This window comes from Streptomyces flaveolus, from assembly GCF_000716535.1.
In the GTDB taxonomy this organism is placed as follows: Bacteria; Actinomycetota; Actinomycetes; order Streptomycetales; family Streptomycetaceae; genus Streptomyces; species Streptomyces flaveolus_A.
The window spans coordinates 165,667-184,479 of record NZ_JNWV01000003.1; the positions used below are offsets into that span (position 1 = coordinate 165,667).

Below are 18,813 nucleotides of genomic sequence, written 5' to 3' on the forward strand. Positions count from 1 at the left end.
GAGGGGCGCGGCGGTGTCAGGCCAGTTCCGCCAGGAGGTCTCCGCCCTCCACCTGCTGGATGCGGTTGATCGCGAGGCGGGAGACGCGTCCCGCCTTGGGGGCCGTGATCGTGGCCTCCATCTTCATGGCCTCGATGGTGGCGATCGTGGCACCCGCCTCCACCTCGTCGCCCTCGGCGACCGCGAGGGTCACCACACCGGCGAAGGGTGCCGCGACGTGGCCGGGGTTGGAGCGGTCGGCCTTCTCCGTCACCGGGATGTCGGAGGCCGCCGCACGGTCACGGACCTGAATGGGCCGTAGCTGGCCGTTGAGCGTGGACATCACGGTCCGCATGCCGCGCTCGTCGGCCTCGCCGATCGCCTGCAGCTCGATCAGCAGCCGGACGCCTGGCTCCAGGTCGACGGCGTACTCCTTGCCCGGGCGCAGGCCGTAGAAGAACGCCTTGCTGTCGAGGACGCTGGTGTCGCCGAAGGACTGGCGGTGCGTGTCGAACTCGCGGGTCGGGCCGGGGAACAGCAGCCGGTTGAGGGTGGCCCGGCGGTCCTTCGCCAGCCCCTCGCGGTCCTCGGCGGACAGCTCGGGCGCGGGCTTGGGTGCCGCCCGGCCCTGGAGCGCCTTGGTGCGGAACGGCTCCGGCCAGCCGCCGGGCGGGGTGCCCAGCTCGCCGCGCAGGAAGCCGATCACCGAGTCCGGGATGTCGAACTTGTCGGGGGTCGCCTCGAACGCGTCCGGGGACACGCCGGCGCCCACCAGGTGCAGGGCCAGGTCGCCGACGACCTTGGAGGAAGGGGTGACCTTGACCAGCCGGCCGAGGATGCGGTCGGCGGCGGCGTACATCGCCTCGATGTCCTCGAAGCGGTCGCCGAGACCGAGGGCGACGGCCTGGGTGCGCAGGTTGGAGAGCTGGCCGCCGGGGATCTCGTGGTGGTAGACGCGGCCGGTCGGGGAGGCGAGGCCCGCCTCGAACGGTGCGTAGATCCTCCGGACGCCCTCCCAGTACGGCTCCAGGTCGCCGACCGCCTGGAGGTCGAGGCCGGTGGGCCGGTCGGAGTGGTCGGTGGCGGCGACGATCGCGGACAGCGACGGCTGGGAGGTCGTGCCGGCCATGGAGGCCACCGCGCCGTCGACGGCGTCGGCGCCGGCCTGGATCGCGGCCAGGTAGGTGGCGAGCTGGCCGCCGGCGGTGTCGTGCGTGTGCAGGTGGACCGGCAGGTCGAACTCGCGGCGCAGCGCCGAGACGAGCTTGGCGGCGGCCGGGGCGCGCAGCAGGCCGGCCATGTCCTTGATGGCCAGGACGTGGGCGCCGGCCTCGACGATCTGCTCGGCGAGGCGCAGGTAGTAGTCGAGCGTGTAGAGGCGCTCCGACGGGTCGTTGAGGTCCGCCGTGTAGCAGAGGGCGACCTCGGCGATCGCCGTGCCGGTCCCCCGTACGGCGTCGATGGCGGGCCGCATCTGGCCGATGTCGTTGAGGGCGTCGAAGATGCGGAAGATGTCGATGCCGGTGGCGGCGGCCTCCTGCACGAAGGCGTCGGTGACCTCGGTCGGGTACGGGGTGTAGCCGACGGTGTTCCGGCCGCGCAGCAGCATCTGGAGGCAGATGTTGGGGACGGCCTCGCGCAGGGCGGCCAGTCGCTCCCACGGGTCCTCGGCGAGGAAGCGCAGCGCGACGTCGTAGGTGGCGCCGCCCCAGCACTCCAGGGAGAGGAGCTGCGGGAGGGTGCGGGCGACGACCGGGGCGACGGCGAGGAGGTCCTTGGTGCGCACCCGGGTGGCGAGCAGGGACTGGTGGGCGTCGCGGAAGGTGGTGTCGGTGACGCCGATGGTCGGCGACTCGCGCAGGTGCCGGGCGAAGCCCTCGGGGCCGAGGTCCATGAGCAGCTGGCGCGAGCCGGCGGGCGGCTCGCCGGCGGGCAGCGGCGGCAGCTTGGTCAGCGGGTCGAGCAGGTCGGGCCGCCGGCCGTGCGGCTGGTTGACCGTGACGTCGGCGAGGTAGGTGAGCAGCTTGGTGCCGCGGTCGGCGGAGGAGCGGGCGGTCAGCAGGTGCGGGCGCTGCTCGATGAAGGAGGTGGTGACCCGGCCGGCCTGGAAGTCGGGGTCGTCCAGGACCGCCTGGAGGAACGGGATGTTGGTGGCCACGCCACGGATGCGGAACTCGGCGACCGCGCGCCGGGCCCGGCCGATGGCGGCCTGGAAGTCCCGGCCCCGGCAGGTCAGCTTGACCAGCATCGAGTCGAAGTGCGCGCTGATCTCCGTACCGGCGTGGGTGGTGCCGCCGTCGAGGCGGATGCCGGAGCCGCCCGGGGAGCGGTAGGCGCTGATCCGTCCGGTGTCCGGGCGGAAGCCGTTGGCGGGGTCCTCGGTGGTGATGCGGCACTGGAGGGCGGCGCCGCGCAGGGTGACGGTGTCCTGGGAGAGGCCGAGGTCGGCGAGGGTCTCGCCGGAGGCGATCCGCATCTGGGCCTGGACCAGGTCGACGTCGGTGACCTCTTCGGTGACGGTGTGCTCGACCTGGATGCGCGGGTTCATCTCGATGAACACGTGGTTGCCGTCGCGGTCGAGCAGGAACTCGACCGTGCCGGCGTTGCGGTAGCCGATCTCGCGGGCGAAGCGGACGGCGTCGGCGCAGATGCGGTCGCGCAGCTCTGGGTCGAGGTTGGGCGCGGGGGCCAGCTCGATGACCTTCTGGTGGCGGCGCTGCACCGAGCAGTCCCGCTCGAAGAGGTGGATGACGTTGCCCTCGCCGTCGGCGAGGATTTGCACCTCGATGTGGCGGGGCTCCACGACGGCCTTCTCCAGGAAGACGGTCGGGTCGCCGAACGCGGAGGCGGCCTCCCGGGAGGCGGCCTCGATGGACTCGCGCAGCTGGGCCGGGTCCTCCACGCGGCGCATGCCGCGCCCGCCGCCGCCGGCGACCGCCTTGACGAAGACGGGGAAGCCGATCTCGTCGGCGGCGCGCACCAGTTCGTCCACGTCGGTGGAGGGCTGGGAGGAGCCGAGGACGGGCACGCCCGCCGCGCGGGCGGCGGCTACCGCGCGGGCCTTGTTGCCGGTCAGCTCCAGGGTGGCCGCGCTGGGGCCGACGAAGGTGATGCCGGCTTCCTCGCAGGCGCGGGCCAGTTCGGGGTTCTCGGACAGGAAGCCGTACCCCGGGTAGACGGCGTCGGCGCCCGCCCGGCGGGCGGCGCCCACGATCTCCTCGACGGAGAGGTAGGCCCGCACCGGGTGCCCCGGCTCCCCGATCTCGTACGCCTCGTCGGCCTTCAGCCGGTGCAGCGAGTTGCGGTCCTCGTGCGGGAACACGGCGACGGTGCGCGCCCCGAGTTCGTAGCCCGCCCGGAACGCGCGGATGGCGATCTCTCCACGGTTGGCGACCAGCACCTTGCGGAACATCCTGGATTCCCTTCAGCTGCCTGCCGGCGACGAACACCCTGGTGTCAGCCACGCCTGCCGTACTCGCGGCCACCTTAGGGGGTGCCCGCACGGGTCGATGTGCGAAAACCATCACATTGACGGGGTGGGCGGCGCCACAGGGGCGCGCCGGTCCGGGCCGGTCGGAAGCGGCAGCGCGGCCCCCTGGGGGCTGAGGTCGCAGACGAGGTGGTCGAGGAGAAGTCGCGGTAGCCGGCGGCCAGGTCGGCGAGGGTGCCGGTGAGGACGGGCCATCCGGGGTCCGTAGGTCCGCGCGGCCGGTCGGTACGACGTTCACCCCGGCGGTGACGCGCCGGGTCGCGGCCGGCGGCAGTGCAGGCCTCGCGCACGGTGTGCAGCGCGGGGGCGAAGCCGGCCGCACCCCGCGCGGGCGGAGTTCGCCACCGTGGGCCCAGGAGTAACGGCCGTCGAATTCCGTCTTTCCGGTGCGCAGCAGTGACGCGATGATGTGCAGGGCTTCCTGGAAGCGGGCCAAGGACGGCGGGATTCCGGAAAGCCGGGCGCAGGAAGAGCGTTCCGAGTTGAATCCGGGAGGTGGCCTCGGCGAGCGCGCTGAGGGTTCTGCCGATTCCGCCGAGCCGGACTAGCGTTCGACGAAATGCGACGGGACCTTCGAATGGGTGTTTCCCGGGCCCTCGGCCGTCAGGGTGGGACCGGGGACAGGCGGGACTGTGCGCGAGGACCGTCGACGCGTGGGCCAGAGGACCCGCACGGCGAAGCGGAACCGCTCCCCCCGGCCGTGCAGGAGGCCGAGGACGATCGCCGCGGACACCGCGATCAGGTGCTCGCGGCCGGCCAGGTTGGGGACGGCGATGGACTCCCACACCATCGATCCGCCGGTCAGCGTGAACACCACCGGCGCGCGCCGGACCACCGAGAGATAGGTGAACAGGCCGACCACGGCCGCGGAGGGCCCGGTGTCCAGCACCTGGCCGGCCTCGGGCGGCAGCCCGAATCCCCACCAGCCCGGCCCCAGCGCGATCATCAGGCGGGCGGTGAGGGTGCCGGCCAGGGTGGTGGCGTAGGCGATCACCAGGGTCCGGGCCCGGCCCAGGGCCAGTTCGGCGAGGGCGAAGGCGAGGAAGAGCTGGGTGATGCCCGCCCATACCGGCAGATCGAGCGCGGGGACGTAGAGCGACACGGGGGTGCGCAGCAGGGACAGCCACAGCGGCAGCTCGGCCCGGACCCCGCCGAGCCGCTCCACCCACAGCTCTCCCGTGGGGTGCTGGGCGATGTCGTGGAAGAAGATGACGCCGAACGCGGCGACGAAGGCCAGCAGCAGCCCAGACAGTCCGCGCCGCACGAGCCGCCGCACCGGGTCGACCACGATGGCGTGCCACTCGCCCCACAGCGTCCGCCCGGTGAACCGGGCGAGCCGCGCGAGCAGCGGGCGGACCCGCGTGGTGCGCCCTTCGACGGTCATGAGGCTCGGCAGCCCGTCGCCGTCGGCTCCCCCGTCACCCGCATCGCTCCCTTCACCTCGCTCCCGGCGGTCCGACCGTGCGAGGCGGTTTGTCCGTCATCCGTCCGCTTCAGGCGCCACCGTGCGGATGTACGGATCGCTCCGGTACGGCCCGCCTCTCCGTGCAGTCCAGCGAGCCGGGAGGCGGGCGTCAAGATCCGTGGCGAGGGCGCGCCGGTGTGGGAAGACCCACAGGCGCGCGGCGCCGAAAACAGGGGCCGGGAGGCAACCGGCACCCCCGATGAACCGTCCTTGGAAACGGGCTTTCCCGGGGCCGCGGTCAGGAACGAGCACAGAACCTTTCTGTTTCGATCACGAACTCTCGTATAGTGACCGCCAGTTCACCACCGGTGTCTCGTCTCACCACCCGATGTTCCTGCCAGTCCCGCCCCAGCCCGCCGTCTCCGCCGCAAGGATCAGACCGGACCGATGACCGCGCCCACGCATCCCGGCGACCGACCTTCCCTCCGTACGTTCGTCTCCGCCCTCGCCGTGACCGGTGTGCTGTCGGCGCTCGTGGTCTGCGCGGCCGTGGCCACGGCCCCGGACTCGGTGCGCACCCCGCTCGCCATCGGCGCGGGCGCGGCGGCGGTCGTGCTCAGCGCGGCCGTGGCCACGGCCGCGCACGCCCTGCGGACCGCGCGCGGCACCCGGCGCAGGCTGGAGGGCGTCACCCAGGACATCGGACGGCTGCTCCAGCAGCAGGCCCGTACGACCGAGGAGGCGCGCCAGGAGCAGCAGCGGCTCATCGACGAACTCGCGCAGCAGCGCACCGAGTTCACGGAGTCGTTCGCGGCCGAACGCGCGCGTCTGGAGGAGGAGGGCGCGCGGGAGCTGGACCGGCTGGCGAAGGAGAACGCCCGTCTGACGGGCGAGTTGGAGCGGGCCCGGCGGGAGCGGGCCGCCGCGGTGGCGGCGACCTCCAACGCCGCCGCCCGGATGCAGGCCCTCGCCACGGCGACGCTCGCCGACCTGCGGGCGATGGAGGACCGGCACACCGACGAGGACGTGCTGGCCGACCTGCTCCATCTCGACCACCGCACCGCCCAGGCCGGCCGGCTCGCGGACTCCATCGCCGTCCTCACCGGGGCGCGTTCGGGCCGCCGGTGGGCGCGGCCGATCGGGATGGAGTCGATCCTGCGCGGTGCGATGGGGCGGATCGCCGGGTACCGGCGGGTGCGGGTGCACTCGGTCAGCGAGGCGGCCGTCGCCGGGCACGCCGCCGAGGGCGTGATGCACGCGCTCGCCGAACTCCTCGACAACGCCGCCAACTTCTCGCCGCCGACCGCCGAGGTCCACGTCTACGTCGAGGAGGTGCCGGCCGGGGTCATCGTGTCCGTGGAGGACAGCGGACTGGTGATGGGCGAGGTGCAGTTGCGCCGCGCCGAGCTGGCGGTCTCCGGTGACGCCTCCGAGCTGGGCGGTCTGACCGGCACCCGGCTCGGGCTCGCCGTGGTCGGCCGGCTGGCCCGCAAGCACGGGCTCAAGGTCTCGTTCCGGCCGTCGGCGCGCGGCGGCACTGGCGTACTGCTGCTCATCCCGCAGGAGATCCTGACCAGCTCCGCCCCCGCACCCGCCGAGCCGGCCGCCGCGGCCCCGCGACCGGAGAGCGGCCCGTCCGCGCCGGCACCGGCCGCCGTGGACACAACCGTCGTCCACGAGCCCGCCGCACCGCCGGAGGAGGGACCGGCCGGCCTGCCCAAGCGCCGCCGGGGCCGCACCCTCGCCCGAGCGGAACGGGGCCGGACGGCACCGGACACGGCCAAGCACCGTACGGCCCGGGGTACTTCGGACCACGGCACCGCGTCGGACTCCGATGTGCCCCGCCTCGCGCCGGCCCCTGCCGAGCACGACACCGCGCCGGACGACGCCGAGCACGGCACCGTGCCGGACACGGCCGGGCACCGCACCTCACCGGCCGACGACGGGCCCCGCGCCGTCCCGGCCTCCGACCTGGGCAGGGCCCGCGCCGCCCGCTTCAGCAGCTTCCGTCAGGCGGTACGACCGTCCGCGCCGGGCACCCGCCGTCCCGGCCACGCGCCGGCCGACCCCGCCACAGCCGGGACCCCGAACCACCACACCACCGACCCCTCGCACACCCCGCCGCCGGACGGCGTGCCGGCCGGCGACTCCTCGTACAGCTCCGACGAACACGGCTCCCCCGCCCCCTCTCACCCGCACGCGCACCCGGAAGGCGACACCACTTCATGACCGGCCCGACCACCGCCGACGACAAGCTCACCTGGCTCCTGGAGGGCCTGCTGGAGAGGACCCCGGGTGCCCGGCACGCGCTCGTGCTGTCCCGGGACGGGCTGAAGCTGTGCCGTACCCCGGAGCTGAGCGTCGACCAGGCCGACCAGCTCGCCGCGATCGCCGCCGGCATCCAGTCGCTGTCGCACGGCGCGTCCGTGGAGTTCGGCGACGGCAGCGGCGGCGTGCGCTCTGCGATGACGGAGTTCTACGGCGGTGTGCTGTTCATCGTGGAGGCGGGCGCCGGCGCCCATCTGGCCGTGATCGCCACGGAGGACGCGGACGCCGGCGTCATCGGGCACAACATGAGCGAGTTGGTGGAGCAGCTCGGCGAGCACCTCACCGCTCCGCCCCGTACGTCATGAGCCGACCCGACACGGACCGGTCGGACATGAACCGCCCGGGCATGAACCGTCCGGGCCGGGACGACGCCCCCGACCGGCTCTACACCATCACCCAGGGACGCACCCGCACCGGCCCCGACAACCCCTTCGACCTGGTCACGCTCGTGGTCGCCGAGTCGGAACCGGCGGCCGGCATGCAGTCGGAGCACGTGGCGATCCTGGAACTGACCCGGTTCCCCGCCTCGGTGGCGGAGATCGCCGCCGAGCTGCGGCTGCCCGTGGGCATCACCAAGGTCCTGCTGTGCGATCTGCTCGCGGCGGGCCGGGTCAGCGCCCGGCACCCGCGCAGACCGGCCATTTCCGATCCCGACATCCTGGAGCAGGTGCTCGTTGGACTCCGCAACCTCTGACGCGCGCACTTCCGCGCGCACCCCGTTGGGTGCCTCCGCCGACCAGGGCTTCAAGATCGTGGTCGTGGGCGGCTTCGGCGTCGGCAAGACCACGCTGGTCCGCTCGGTCAGCGAGATCCGCCCCCTCAACACCGAGGAGACGATGACGCAGGCCGGTGTGACGGTCGACGACATCCGCCAGGTGCGCGGCAAGTCCGGCACCACCGTCGCCTTCGACTTCGGCCGGATCAGCCTGGACGCGCGCAATGTGCTGTACCTGTTCGGCGCGCCGGGCCAGGAGCGGTTCTGGTTCCTGTGGGACCGGCTGTTCTCCGGCACGCTCGGCGCGGTCGTCCTCGTGGACACCCGGCGGATCGACGACTCCTGGTACGCCATCGACCGGCTGGAGCACCACGGCACGCCGTTCATCGTGGCCTGCAACGACTTCGGCGGCCCGGTCCGCGCCGGCGCGGACGTCCGGGAGGCCCTCGACCTGGATCCGCAGGTGCCGCTGGTCGACTGTGACGCCCGCTCCCGGGAGTCGGCCAAGCAGGTGCTCATCACCCTGGTGCAGCACGTGAAGAACCGGTACGCCGACCCGTCCGCGCGGGCGGTCCTGCCCCGACAGGAGTTCGTGTGACCACGCCCGACGCCGTCCCGCTGAGCGGCCCCCGGTTCCAGACCGAACCCGCCCGTCTGTACCGGGAGATGCGGCGCGACCACGGCGCCGTCGTACCGGTGCTGCTCGACGGCGGCATCCCCGCCTGGCTGGTGCTCGGCTACCGGGAACTGCACCAGGTGACCGGTGACCCGGTGCTGTTCAGCCGGGACTCGGACCTGTGGAACCAGTGGGAGAACATCCCCGCGGACTGGCCGCTGCTGCCGATGATCGGGCACAAGCAGCCGTCGATCCTCTACACCGTCGGCGAACGGCACCGGCAGCGCGCGGCGATGATCAGCAACGCGCTGGAGGCGGTGGACCCGTTCGAACTGCGCGCGCACGCCGAGCGGTTCGCGGACGAGCTGATCGACGCGCTGTGCGCGGCGGGCGAGGCCGATCTGGTCGCGCAGTACGCGATGCTGCTGCCCGTGCGGGTCCTGGCCCGGCTGTACGGCTTCCCGGACGAGGACGGTCCGGGGCTGGTCACCGCCCTGAACGACATGATCGACGGGCGGGAGCGTGCGCTGGCCGGGCAGGCCCATCTGGCCGCCTCCATGGGGCAGTTGCTGGCCGACCGGAAGAAGGAGCCGGCGGCCGACGTGGTCTCCCGGATGCTCGCCGACGAGAGCGGGTTCAGTGACGAGGAGATCGCGCAGGACCTGATGGTGATGATGGCGGCCGGGCACCAGCCGACCGCCGACTGGATCGGCAACTCGCTGCGGCTGATGCTGACCGACGACCGGTTCGCCGCCTCCCTGTTCGGCGGGCGCAACAGCGTCGCCGAGGCCATGAACGAGGTGCTGTGGGAGGACACGCCGACACAGAACGTGGCGGGCCGCTGGGCCGCCCGTGACACGCACCTCGGCGGCCGGCGCGTCAAGGCCGGTGATCTGCTGCTGCTAGGTCTGCAGGGGGCCAACTCCGATCCGCAGGTGCGGACCGACGCCTCCGCGCTGACCGGCGGCAACAACGCGCACTTCTCCTTCGGTCACGGCGAGCACCGCTGTCCGTTCCCCGCGCAGGAGGTCGCCGAGGTGATCGCGCGGACGGGTATCGAGGTGGTCCTGGACCGGCTCCCGGACATCGATCTGACGGTGCCCGCCGACTCCCTCACGCGTCGGCCCTCACCCTGGCTCAGGGGGCTGACGCGGCTGCCCGTCCGGTTCACCCCCGTACCCGCACGCTGACCCGTCGCCCCGGCCGATCCGCTGTTCCGCCGCCCGCCCGGGGGCTTTCCCCGGACCGGCGCCGTACCCGCCGTACCCGACCCCTGCCCTGGGAGGCACGTCACGATGACGACCGGTACCGAAGCACCCCGCATCGCCCTCGATCCCTTCGTCACCGACCTGGACGCCGAGAGCGCGGCGCTGCGCGCGGCCGGCCCGCTCGCCGCCGTGGAACTGCCGGGCGGCGTCCCGGTGTGGGCCGTCACCCACCACGCCGAGGCCAAGGCGCTGCTCACCGACCCGCGGCTGGTGAAGGACATCAACGTCTGGGGCGCGTGGCGGCGCGGGGAGATACCCGCGGACTGGCCGCTGATCGGCCTGGCCAATCCGGGCCGCTCCATGCTCACGGTGGACGGCGCCGACCACCGCCGGCTGCGCACCCTGGTCGCGCAGGCGCTCACCCCGCGCCGGGTGGAGCGGATGCGGGAGCGGATCGAGAAGCTCACCCAGGACCTGCTGGACGCGCTGCCCGCGGACGGCGGGACGGTCGATCTGAAGGCGGCCTTCGCCTACCCGCTGCCGATGTACGTCATCGCCGACCTGATGGGCATCGACGAGGCCCTGCTGCCCCGGCTGAAGGTGCTGTTCGAGAAGTTCTTCTCCACCCAGACCCCGCCGGAGGAGGTCGTCGCCACCCTCACGGAGCTGGCGCAGCTCATGGCGCGGACGGTGGCGGCCAAGCGGGCCGCGCCGGGCGACGACCTGACCAGCGCGCTGATCCTCGCCTCGGAGGACGGCGACCGCCTCACGGACGAGGAGATCGTCTCCACCCTCCAGCTGATGGTGGCGGCGGGCCACGAGACCACGATCTCGCTGATCGTCAACGCCGTCGTGAACCTGTCGACCCATCCCGAGCAGCGCCACCTGGTGCTGTCGGGCCGGGCCGACTGGTCGGCGGTCGTCGAGGAGACGCTCCGGTACTCCACCCCCACCTCCCACGTCCTGATCCGCTTCGCGACCGAGGACGTACCGGTCGGCGACAAGGTGATCCCGGCCGGGGACGCGCTGATCGTGTCGTACGGCGCGATCGGCCGGGACGAGAGTGCCCACGGCCCGACCGCCGGAGAGTTCGACATCACCCGCGACACGAGGAACCGGCACATCTCCTTCGGCCACGGCCCGCACGTCTGCCCCGGCGCCGCCCTGTCCCGGCTGGAGGCGAGCGTGGCCCTGCCCGCGCTGTACACCCGCTTCCCCGGCCTGGACCTCGCGGTCCCCGCGACCGAGCTGCGCAACAAGCCGGTGGTCACACAGAACGACCTGTTCGAACTGCCGGTACGCCTGAATCCGTAGCGCCGGGGAACCTCCGGGCGTGTCCCGCACCCGGTCTCCCCCCGTGGGAGGCCGAGTGCGGGATCTCTCCGGCCCCGTCAGGCGGCAGGGTTCTCGGGGCTCGCGGGTTCCTTCCCCTTCACGGTCGTGGCGGGGGTGCGGCTTTCCGGGACCTTGGGGCCCGCGATGTCGTCGGCGGCGGGGTGGGGGAACAGGAATTCCTCGAGTGCCGTCGTGGCGAAGAGAAACCCGATCATCAGGACGGGCACGAGCAGGGCGATCAGGAACACAGCACCTCCCGCAGGTCGGTCTGTGGCACCTGGCTGGGCCGCTCCCAGCGTGCGCCCGAACGGCGTAACGCGCATGTCGTCCAGGTCACGCTGGGGTCCCCGGGGCCACCCTGGACGGTCGCCCGCACCGGCACGGCTTGACTTCGAGAGCGCTCCAGCTCGTAGCGTCGCACAACGCCGGTGCGCGTGCCCCGCACCCGGTCTCCTTCACGGGATGCCGGGTGGCGGATTCCGTCGCTAGATGGAAGGAGGCCCTCGCGCCCGGAGAACGACCGACGAGTGCACGAAAGGCTGTGACCCCACATGCAGAAGCGCAGGCTGCGGGACCTCCAGGTATCGGCCATCGGGCTCGGATGCATGGGGATGTCCGCCTTCTACGGCTCCGCCGACCAGGAGGAGGGCATCGCGACCATCCGGCGCGCCCTGGAACTCGGCATCGACTTCCTGGACACCGCGCAGGTCTACGGGCCGCTCACCAACGAGACACTCGTCGGTGAGGCGATCAGGGGCCACCGCGACGAGTACGTCATCGCTACGAAGTTCAACTACCGGATGGACGACGCCGTTCCCGGCGACATGAGCACGGTCGGCCGGCAGGACGGCTCGGCCGAGCACGTGCGCAGTTCGGTGCACGGCTCGCTCCAGCGGCTCGGCACCGACCACATCGACCTGTACTACCAGCACCGGGTCGACCCGAACGTGCCCATCGAGGAGACGGTCGGCGCGCTGGGTGAGCTGGTCGCCGAGGGGAAGGTGCGGTACATCGGGCTGAGCGAGGCGAGCGCGGAGACCATCCGGCGCGCGCACGCCGTCCACCCGGTCACCGCGGTGCAGAGCGAGTACTCGCTGTGGTCGCGGGACGTGGAGGCCGAGGTGCTGCCCACCTGCCGGGAGCTGGGCATCGGCTTCGTGCCGTACTCGCCGCTCGGCCGGGGCTTCCTCGCGGGCCGCTTCACCTCGCCCGACGAGCTGGACGAGAACGACTTCCGGCGCACGAACCCGCGGTTCACGGAGGCCAACCTGGAGGCGAACCTGCGGCTGGCGGAGAAGGTGAAGGAGATCGCCGCCGAGAAGGACGTGACCCCGGCCCAGCTCGCCATCGCGTGGGTGCTGGCCCAGGGCGAGGACCTGGTGCCGATCCCGGGCACCAAGCGACGTACCTACCTGGAGCAGAACGCCGCGGCGGTGGGCATCGAGCTGACCGAGGACGACCTGGCCCGTATCGATGCGGAGCTGCCCTCGGCGGCGGGTGAGCGGTACGACGAGGCCGGGATGAGGGCCGTCAACCGCTAGAGCGCCGGCGCGCGGCGGGCGTGCGGGTCCGCGGCCCCAACGGCCGGGTGGTCACTGGTGCTGAGCCACCGCTGACGCCGTACCGCCCGCACCGCGCGGTACCGGGAGGACCCGGCTGGATCACCGTGCCCCGCCCCGTTCCCGCCGGCTGCGCCCGGCGACCACCGCGAGGTCCAGCGCCGCCGCCAGTGCGAGGAGCCCGCACACCGCCGCGAGGGCGGTCAGCGGGCCGGTGCCCGGGCTCTCGCCCGGGCCCTGGTGCGCGGCCCACACCGCGAACCCGGCGGTCGCCGCGGCGAACAGGGGCAGGAAGACGGCGGAGAGCAGCAGCCGCAGCCGCAGGGCGCTGCGCGCGGTGGCCGGTTCGGTGCCGGTGCGGGGGAAGCGGCGGCGTGGCGCACCGGCCCGGGAGACCGGCGCCGTCGTCCGTCCGTGCTGGTACCGGCGCATACTGCCTCCTCCGGCCGGGCCGTTCGCTCCGCCACCTTCCGCGTACCAGGACGGACCGGGCTGAAACCGGCCCTGTGAGGAACCCCACGCGCGGCCCAACTGTCGTACGCCCGAGGCCGTTTGACGGACGTCGCCGCGTGCCGGCGGACGCCGTGGCGTCGACCGTGCCACCCCGTCTGCCAGCATGGTCGGCGCCCTGACCAGGCAGCCCCGGCCGTGCAGCGCTGCCGATCCGACGGGCTCGCCGGTCGTCCCCGACTTTCCCGGTTGTCGAGTACCCCGTCGTGTCTTCTGACCCTGCCCAGCCCCTGTCAGCGCCCATCACCGCCCCGGCCTCCCGTTCGCCGTGGCGTTCCCTCCGGCACCGGGGCATGCGCTGGTGGTCGGCCGCGAACTTCGTCTCCAACGCCGGCACGTGGATGCAGCTCACCGTGCAGAACCTGCTCGTGCTGCACATCACGGGCTCGGCGACGGCGACCGGTCTGTCCATGTCCGTCCAGGCGGCGCCCGCGCTGTTCGTGAGCCTGCTCGGCGGCGCGGCCGTGGACCGCTGGCCCCGGAAGCTGACGGTCACCGTCAGCCAGGCCCTGCTCGGCGCGGTCGCCTTCACGACGGCGCTGCTGGTGGCGCTGGACCGGATCGACATGACGGCGCTGCTGGTACTGGCCGGCGTGACCGGAGTCATCGCCACCGTCGACGGACCGGCCTGTGCCCTGCTCGGCAACGATCTGGTGCCGGTGGAGGACGTGCCGTCCGCGATCGGGGTGGGTGCGCTGGTGCACAGCGCGGGCCGGCTGGCCGGCACGGCCATGGCCGGAGTCACCGTCGGTTTCCTCGGCACGTCCGCCGCGTATGCCGCGAACGGGCTGTCTTTCCTGTTCGTGGCCGCGGTGGTGCCCTTCCTGCGGCCGGTGCCCGGGGCCGCAGGGGAGCCGGCGGCCGGGGAGAGGGCGGTTCCGGCGCGCGCGGGCATGACCGCGCGGGAGGGGCTGTCCTTCTTCGCGCGCAGGCCCCGCCTGGTCGCGCTCGCGGGCATCACCGGGCTCAGCTCCGTCTTCGGCCGCAACTACGGCCTGACGCTCGCCGTCCTCGTCACCGGACCACTGGCCGGCGGCGCCGGGGCGTTCGGCACGGTGTCCACGGTGCTCGCCGTCGGCGGCATCGTCGGCGCGGTCCTCGGTGCCCGGCTGCGCAGGCCGTCCGTGCGGACCGTGGGTCTGCTCGCGGCGGGGGGCGCGCTGCTCCAGGTGGTGGCGGGCCTGTCACCGTCGCTGGCCGTGCTGCTGGTGCTGGTGCTGCCGATGGCGATCGTGGAGTCCGTCTCCGACACCGCCGGTACGGCCGTGCTCCAGACCGACCCGCCGCCGCATCTGCGGGGCCGGGTGCTCGGCGTGTGGAGCAGCATCGGCACGGTGTGGAGCCTCGGCGGTCCGCCGCTGCTGGGCCTGCTCATGGAGTGGGCCGGCGCACGCGGCGCGCTGGTGGCCGGCGGCCTGCTCATCGCCGGGTCGATCGGCGCGGGCCTGCTGCTGCGCCGCCGCACCGCACCGGTGCCGCTGACACTGCCCACGAAGGACGGCGACGTCACCGGCCGCGAGGCGCTGAGCACGGCGGCATGACACGTCCCGGGCGGAGCCAACCGGGCGGACCGACGGCTCCGCGCGGGCGGCTCCGCCCGGCGTCAGCCGACTGACCACGTCCGGCACCACCCGCGCCAGCCGTCAGCCGACTGACCACGTCCGGCACCACCGGCGCCAGCCGTCAGCCGACTGACCGCGTCAGCACCACCCGCGCCGGAAGAGCCACCCCTGCCAGCCGGCCTGCCCCGCCTGGCGAGACCACCCGGCCCGGCACCGCCCGGCGCCCCCGTCACCCGTGTCGGCTCGGCAAGTGGTACACGTGGAAGGCCTGGCCGATCACCGGCTGGGCCACGTTGCGCACGCGGACGCCCCCGCTGGTCATGCCGTGCTCGGTGCCGGCGTGTGCGTGGCCGTGGACCGCGAGGTCGGCACCGCCGGTGTCGATGGCCTCCGCGAGCAGGTAGCTGCCGAGGAACGGGTAGATCTCCAGCGGCTCCCCGGCCAGCGTGTCCGGCACCGGCGAGAAGTGGGTCAGCGCGATCCGTACGTCGCAGTCCCACTCGCTCAGGTTCTTCAGGGCGCTGTGCAGGCCGTCGGCGGTGCGCCGGGTGTAACGGACGAACTCCTTCATCAGCGGTTCGCCGAACTCCCCCGCGCAGCGGCCGACGAAGCCGCCGCCGAAGCCCTTGGTACCGGCGACCCCGATCCGGGCGCCGTCGGCGGTGACGACGGCCGCCTGCCCTTCGAGGACGTGCGCGCCCGCGTCCCGGAGTATCGCGGTGACCTCCTCGGGCCGCTCGTCGTGGTGGTCGTGGTTGCCGAGTACGGCGACGACGGGCACCCCGAGGTCCTTGATCTCCCGGGCGACGATCGCGGCCTCCTCCGGTGTTCCGTGGCGGGTGAGGTCGCCGGCGAGCAGCAGGACGTCGGCGCACGCGGGCAGTGTCTCGAAGGAGGGCCGCAGGGTGCCCTGGCTCTCGGGGCCCATGTGGATGTCGCCCACGGCCGCGACGCGGATCATGTCAGGTCCTCTCCGTGGTCGGGCGAGGAGGTCCCGGCGATGAGCAGGTCGCTGTGGACCGGGTGCCCCGCCAGTTCCGCGCGGGCCATGCGCAGGATGTCGTCCCGGCACTGGGTGGACGGCACGGTGCCGGTGAGCAGGACGGTGTCGCCCCGCAGTTCGAGCCGTACGCCGAGTTCCGCGAGGTCTCCGCAGGCCAGGTGCTCTGCGAGGTGGGCGACGCGGTAGTCGAGGCTCCCTGCCGCCGGCGGGGGCGGCGGGCTCGTGTCGGTCATGGCTGCCCCTCCTGGGCGTCGATCACGTTCAGCCGTTCGAGGAGGAAGAGGAAGGCGGCCGGCATGGGCTGGCCGCCGCAGGTCGTGCGGACCTCGTCCCAGTCGACCTTCTCGCGGACGGCGCGGGCCACCGGCAGGACCGACCCGAAGTCGCAGTAGTGTTCCGAGAAGGCGCTGATCAGGCTGCGGATCAGGTCGGTCGGCGACAGGACGGGCATGAGCACCGAGTCGACCGGCAGGACGTGGGCCCGGTCGAGCATGTCGCGGGTGACGGGCTGGTGGGCCAGCGCGAAGATGATGTCGATGTTCTGCCCGTGGCAGGTGGTCTTCACCAGCCAGTCCTCCGGCGGGGTCCGCACGGGCAGGCCGGCCTCGCGCAGTGTTCCGGCCACCGCTTCGGCGTCCTCGGGCAGGATGGCGAAGTCCGCGTCGTGCTGGAGATAGCGGCTGCCGCCGTGGGCGTAGACGGCCACGCTCCCGGCGAGCGCGAAGTGGTGGCCCGCGCGTTTGAGGAGTGCGCCGATCTCCTTGGCGGCCTCCAGGATCGCCTGGCTGCGGTCGTGCGGCAGTTGCGCCGAGTCCGGCGCGGACGAGAACCCCGGGTCCGGCCCGTCCGCGGCGAGGCGGAGTTCGGTGACCTCCGGTCGCCGGAGGGGCGCGGTGTCCTCCCCGTTGTGCGTCATGACCTCTCCATTCGGCACCCTCACGTCCCGGGGCGGCCGGATCGGCCCCGGGGTCCGTACGGGTACCCGGCGCGTCGCCGGCGACACGACGTGACCGGAAGGGTTCACCCCTTCGATGCCGAGCGCCGGAGCGCTGGGTGCCGGGGGCCGGGTGGGACCGGCCGGGCCCTGCCCGCCGGTGCCGGTTCCGGTGCCGGTGTCGACGGCCGGCTGGGCGGCTGGTTCGGTGGCAGTCGCCGTGCGGCAGCAGCCCCTCAGCGAGTGGCCGGTCGACCAGGCCGGGAGCACGCTGGTAGGCATGGCACCCGGGGCCGCGCGCGTCCGCCTCCGGCAGCCGTGGCAGTCGGTCCACGCGCTGCTGGTGTTGCCGGTCGTGCTCATCGTGGTGATCACCGTGGTGGACCTGCGGCTGCCCTGGGACATCCATGTCGGGCCGGCCCTGGTGATCGCGCCCGCGCTCACCCCCTCCTTCGCCGGTCCCCGGGCGACGGCGGGCATCGGGGCACTCGCGATGGTCGCCCAGCTCCTCATCGGCCTCCACCGCGGTGGGCTCGCCACCACCAACCACGTCGTGCAACTCATCACCCTCGCGGTCCTCGTGGTGCTCACCGTTCTCTACAGCGCCCTGCGCGAACGCCGGCAGGCCCAGCTCGCCCAGGTCCGCACGGTCGCCGAGGCCGCACAGCACGTCCTGATGTGGCCGTTGCCCGAGCAGATCGGCCCGCTGCGGATCGCCTCGCTGTACCTGGCCGCGGAGGACGAGGCCCAGATCGGCGGCGATCTCTACGCGGCGACCGTGAGCGACGGCTCGGTCCGCCTCCTCATCGGCGACGTCCGCGGCAAGGGGCTGCCCGCCATCGGCGAGGCCGCGCTGCTGCTCGGCTCGTTCCGGGAGAGCGCCCACCGGCACATCCCGCTGGTCGAGCTGGCGAGCCGGCTGGACCAGAGCGTGACCCGCTACGCGGCCGATCTGGAGACTCCCGAGGAGGAGGGCGAGCGGTTCGCCACCGCGCTGCTCGTGGAGATCCCGGACCGCGACCCGCTCACCCGGTTGACCAGTTGCGGTCATCCCCCGCCGCTGCTGCTGAGCCCGGGGCACGTCGTGACCGTCCCGAGCCTGCACCCGTCGCCGCCGCTCGGGGTGCACGCGGGCGCCGAGCACACCCTGGACGTGTTCTCCTTCGAGCCGGGCGACACGCTGCTGCTGTACACGGACGGGGTCATGGAGGCCCGGGACGAGCGCGGTCAGTTCTATCCGCTCGCCGACCGGGTCGCGCGGTGGACCGAGGACAGCCCCGAGGCGCTGATGCACCACCTGCGGCGCGATCTGCTCGCCCATGTCGGCGGCCGGCTCGGCGACGACGCCGCCCTCATAGCGGTCCACCGCACCCCCGTCGAGCGCCGCCACCACCACGGCCGCGGCGAGATGGCCCACCACGGGTGAACGCCCGGCGGGGACGCCGTCCCTGCACGACAGGGGCCGGACGCCGGTACGGCCCACGATGCGGGCATCGGCCACCCGGGGCCCCCTGGCCCGCCACCGGTGAACGCCCGGCAGTGCCGCCGACCGGGGCACGATCCGGGAGCCGGGCACCGGAGGACGTCAGCCGACGCACGATCCGGGCATCGGCCACCCGAGGGCACCGGCCCCCGGCCCGCCACCACTGAGCACCCGGCAGGACCGCCGCCCGAGGCACGATCCGGGAGCCGGGCACCGGAGGACACCAGCCGGCACACGATCCGGGCATCGGCCACCCCAGGACACCGGCCCCGGCCCGCCACCACAGAGCGCCCGGCAATGCCGTCGCTCGCCCTTGGGCCGGGCACCGGGGACGCCAGCCGGCACACGACCAAGCCCGGGCACCGGAGGACGCCGACCGACGCACGACCCAGGCCGGGCACCGGAGGACGCCGACCGACGCACGACCCAGGCCGGGCACCGGGGGACGCCGACCGACGCACGACCCAGGCCGGGCACCGGAGGACGCCAGCCGGCGCACGATCCGGGCATCGGCCATCGGCCACCCGAGGGCACCGGCCCCCGGCCCGCCACCACAGAGCGCCCCGGCGATGCCGACGCTCGCCCCCGGGCCGAGCACCCGAGGACGCCAGCCGACGCACCCAGGGCCGAGCACCCCGGGACGCCGACCGACCCACGACCAGGCCCGAGCACCGGGGGACGCCAGC

16 protein-coding genes are annotated in these 18,813 nt (G+C 73.5%); 9 read left to right on the forward strand and 7 right to left on the reverse strand.

What is annotated here, in order from left to right; genetic code table 11:
* Positions 1-16 precede the first annotated feature (16 nt).
* Both OO52_RS03255 and OO52_RS03260 read right to left on the reverse strand, forming a co-directional pair.
* Positions 17-3,391 carry a pyruvate carboxylase gene (locus OO52_RS03255; protein WP_030640728.1) on the reverse strand — a complete coding sequence of 1,125 codons (3,375 nt, stop codon included), beginning with the start codon at positions 3,389-3,391 and terminating at the stop codon, positions 17-19.
* 622 nt (positions 3,392-4,013) lie between these two features.
* Positions 4,014-4,853 (reverse strand): hypothetical protein, encoded by an 840-nt coding sequence (locus OO52_RS03260; protein WP_030640731.1) that lies wholly within the window; start codon positions 4,851-4,853, stop codon positions 4,014-4,016.
* 468 nt (positions 4,854-5,321) lie between these two features.
* Between OO52_RS03260 and OO52_RS03265 the strand changes: the two genes are divergently transcribed.
* From OO52_RS03265 to OO52_RS03290, 6 genes are all read left to right on the forward strand, one after another.
* Positions 5,322-7,103 (forward strand): sensor histidine kinase, encoded by a 1,782-nt coding sequence (locus OO52_RS03265; protein WP_030640732.1) that lies wholly within the window; start codon positions 5,322-5,324, stop codon positions 7,101-7,103.
* Positions 7,100-7,507 carry a roadblock/LC7 domain-containing protein gene (locus tag OO52_RS03270; protein WP_014676781.1) on the forward strand — a complete coding sequence of 136 codons (408 nt, stop codon included), beginning with the start codon at positions 7,100-7,102 and terminating at the stop codon, positions 7,505-7,507. The genes OO52_RS03265 and OO52_RS03270 overlap by 4 nt, the downstream gene beginning before the upstream one ends.
* A 41-nt stretch (positions 7,508-7,548) precedes the next feature.
* Positions 7,549-7,896, forward strand: a complete 348-nt coding sequence (locus OO52_RS03275; protein ID WP_030640734.1) for a DUF742 domain-containing protein — start codon at positions 7,549-7,551, stop codon at positions 7,894-7,896.
* The gene (locus tag OO52_RS03280) at positions 7,877-8,515 is read left to right on the forward strand and encodes a GTP-binding protein (protein WP_231406601.1); all 639 of its coding nucleotides are present in this window, start codon (positions 7,877-7,879) and stop codon (positions 8,513-8,515) included. The genes OO52_RS03275 and OO52_RS03280 overlap by 20 nt, the downstream gene beginning before the upstream one ends.
* The gene (locus OO52_RS03285) at positions 8,512-9,723 is read left to right on the forward strand and encodes a cytochrome P450 (RefSeq protein WP_030640738.1); all 1,212 of its coding nucleotides are present in this window, start codon (positions 8,512-8,514) and stop codon (positions 9,721-9,723) included. Before OO52_RS03280 ends, OO52_RS03285 begins: the two co-directional genes overlap by 4 nt.
* Before the next feature lie 105 nt (positions 9,724-9,828).
* Positions 9,829-11,055 (forward strand): cytochrome P450 family protein, encoded by a 1,227-nt coding sequence (locus tag OO52_RS03290; RefSeq protein ID WP_030640740.1) that lies wholly within the window; start codon positions 9,829-9,831, stop codon positions 11,053-11,055.
* A 77-nt stretch (positions 11,056-11,132) separates the two neighbouring features.
* On the opposite strand, the gene OO52_RS03295 is transcribed toward OO52_RS03290, so the two are convergent.
* Positions 11,133-11,324, reverse strand: coding sequence for a hypothetical protein (locus OO52_RS03295; protein ID WP_037628552.1), 192 nt, complete (start codon positions 11,322-11,324; stop codon positions 11,133-11,135).
* Between the two features lie 303 nt (positions 11,325-11,627).
* Between OO52_RS03295 and OO52_RS03300 the strand changes: the two genes are divergently transcribed.
* Complete coding sequence (locus OO52_RS03300) at positions 11,628-12,617, forward strand: aldo/keto reductase (protein WP_030640742.1); 990 nt, start codon at positions 11,628-11,630, stop codon at positions 12,615-12,617.
* Between the two features lie 120 nt (positions 12,618-12,737).
* On the opposite strand, the gene OO52_RS03305 is transcribed toward OO52_RS03300, so the two are convergent.
* Positions 12,738-13,067: a DUF6343 family protein gene (locus tag OO52_RS03305; protein WP_030640744.1), complete on the reverse strand. Its 330-nt coding sequence runs from the start codon at positions 13,065-13,067 to the stop codon at positions 12,738-12,740.
* A gap of 320 nt (positions 13,068-13,387) precedes the next feature.
* On the opposite strand from OO52_RS03305, the gene OO52_RS03310 reads away from it, so the two are divergent.
* Positions 13,388-14,686: an MFS transporter gene (locus tag OO52_RS03310; protein ID WP_267885015.1), complete on the forward strand. Its 1,299-nt coding sequence runs from the start codon at positions 13,388-13,390 to the stop codon at positions 14,684-14,686.
* 250 nt (positions 14,687-14,936) lie between these two features.
* Here the strand turns inward: OO52_RS03310 and OO52_RS03315 are convergent, their stop codons facing one another.
* Genes OO52_RS03315 through OO52_RS03325 form a run of 3 tightly spaced genes read right to left on the reverse strand, consistent with a single transcriptional unit; the run spans position 14,937 to position 16,626 of the window.
* Positions 14,937-15,668 carry a metallophosphoesterase family protein gene (locus OO52_RS03315; RefSeq protein WP_030640748.1) on the reverse strand — a complete coding sequence of 244 codons (732 nt, stop codon included), beginning with the start codon at positions 15,666-15,668 and terminating at the stop codon, positions 14,937-14,939.
* Positions 15,665-15,943 (reverse strand): BON domain-containing protein, encoded by a 279-nt coding sequence (locus tag OO52_RS03320; RefSeq protein WP_030640750.1) that lies wholly within the window; start codon positions 15,941-15,943, stop codon positions 15,665-15,667. The genes OO52_RS03315 and OO52_RS03320 overlap by 4 nt, the downstream gene beginning before the upstream one ends.
* A complete protein-coding gene (locus OO52_RS03325; protein ID WP_030640752.1) occupies positions 15,940-16,626 on the reverse strand; it encodes a nucleotidyltransferase family protein in 687 nt (228 codons plus the stop codon). The genes OO52_RS03320 and OO52_RS03325 overlap by 4 nt, the downstream gene beginning before the upstream one ends.
* Before the next feature lie 298 nt (positions 16,627-16,924).
* On the opposite strand from OO52_RS03325, the gene OO52_RS03330 reads away from it, so the two are divergent.
* Positions 16,925-18,070, forward strand: coding sequence for a PP2C family protein-serine/threonine phosphatase (locus tag OO52_RS03330; RefSeq protein WP_030640754.1), 1,146 nt, complete (start codon positions 16,925-16,927; stop codon positions 18,068-18,070).
* Positions 18,071-18,813: the final 743 nt, after the last annotated feature.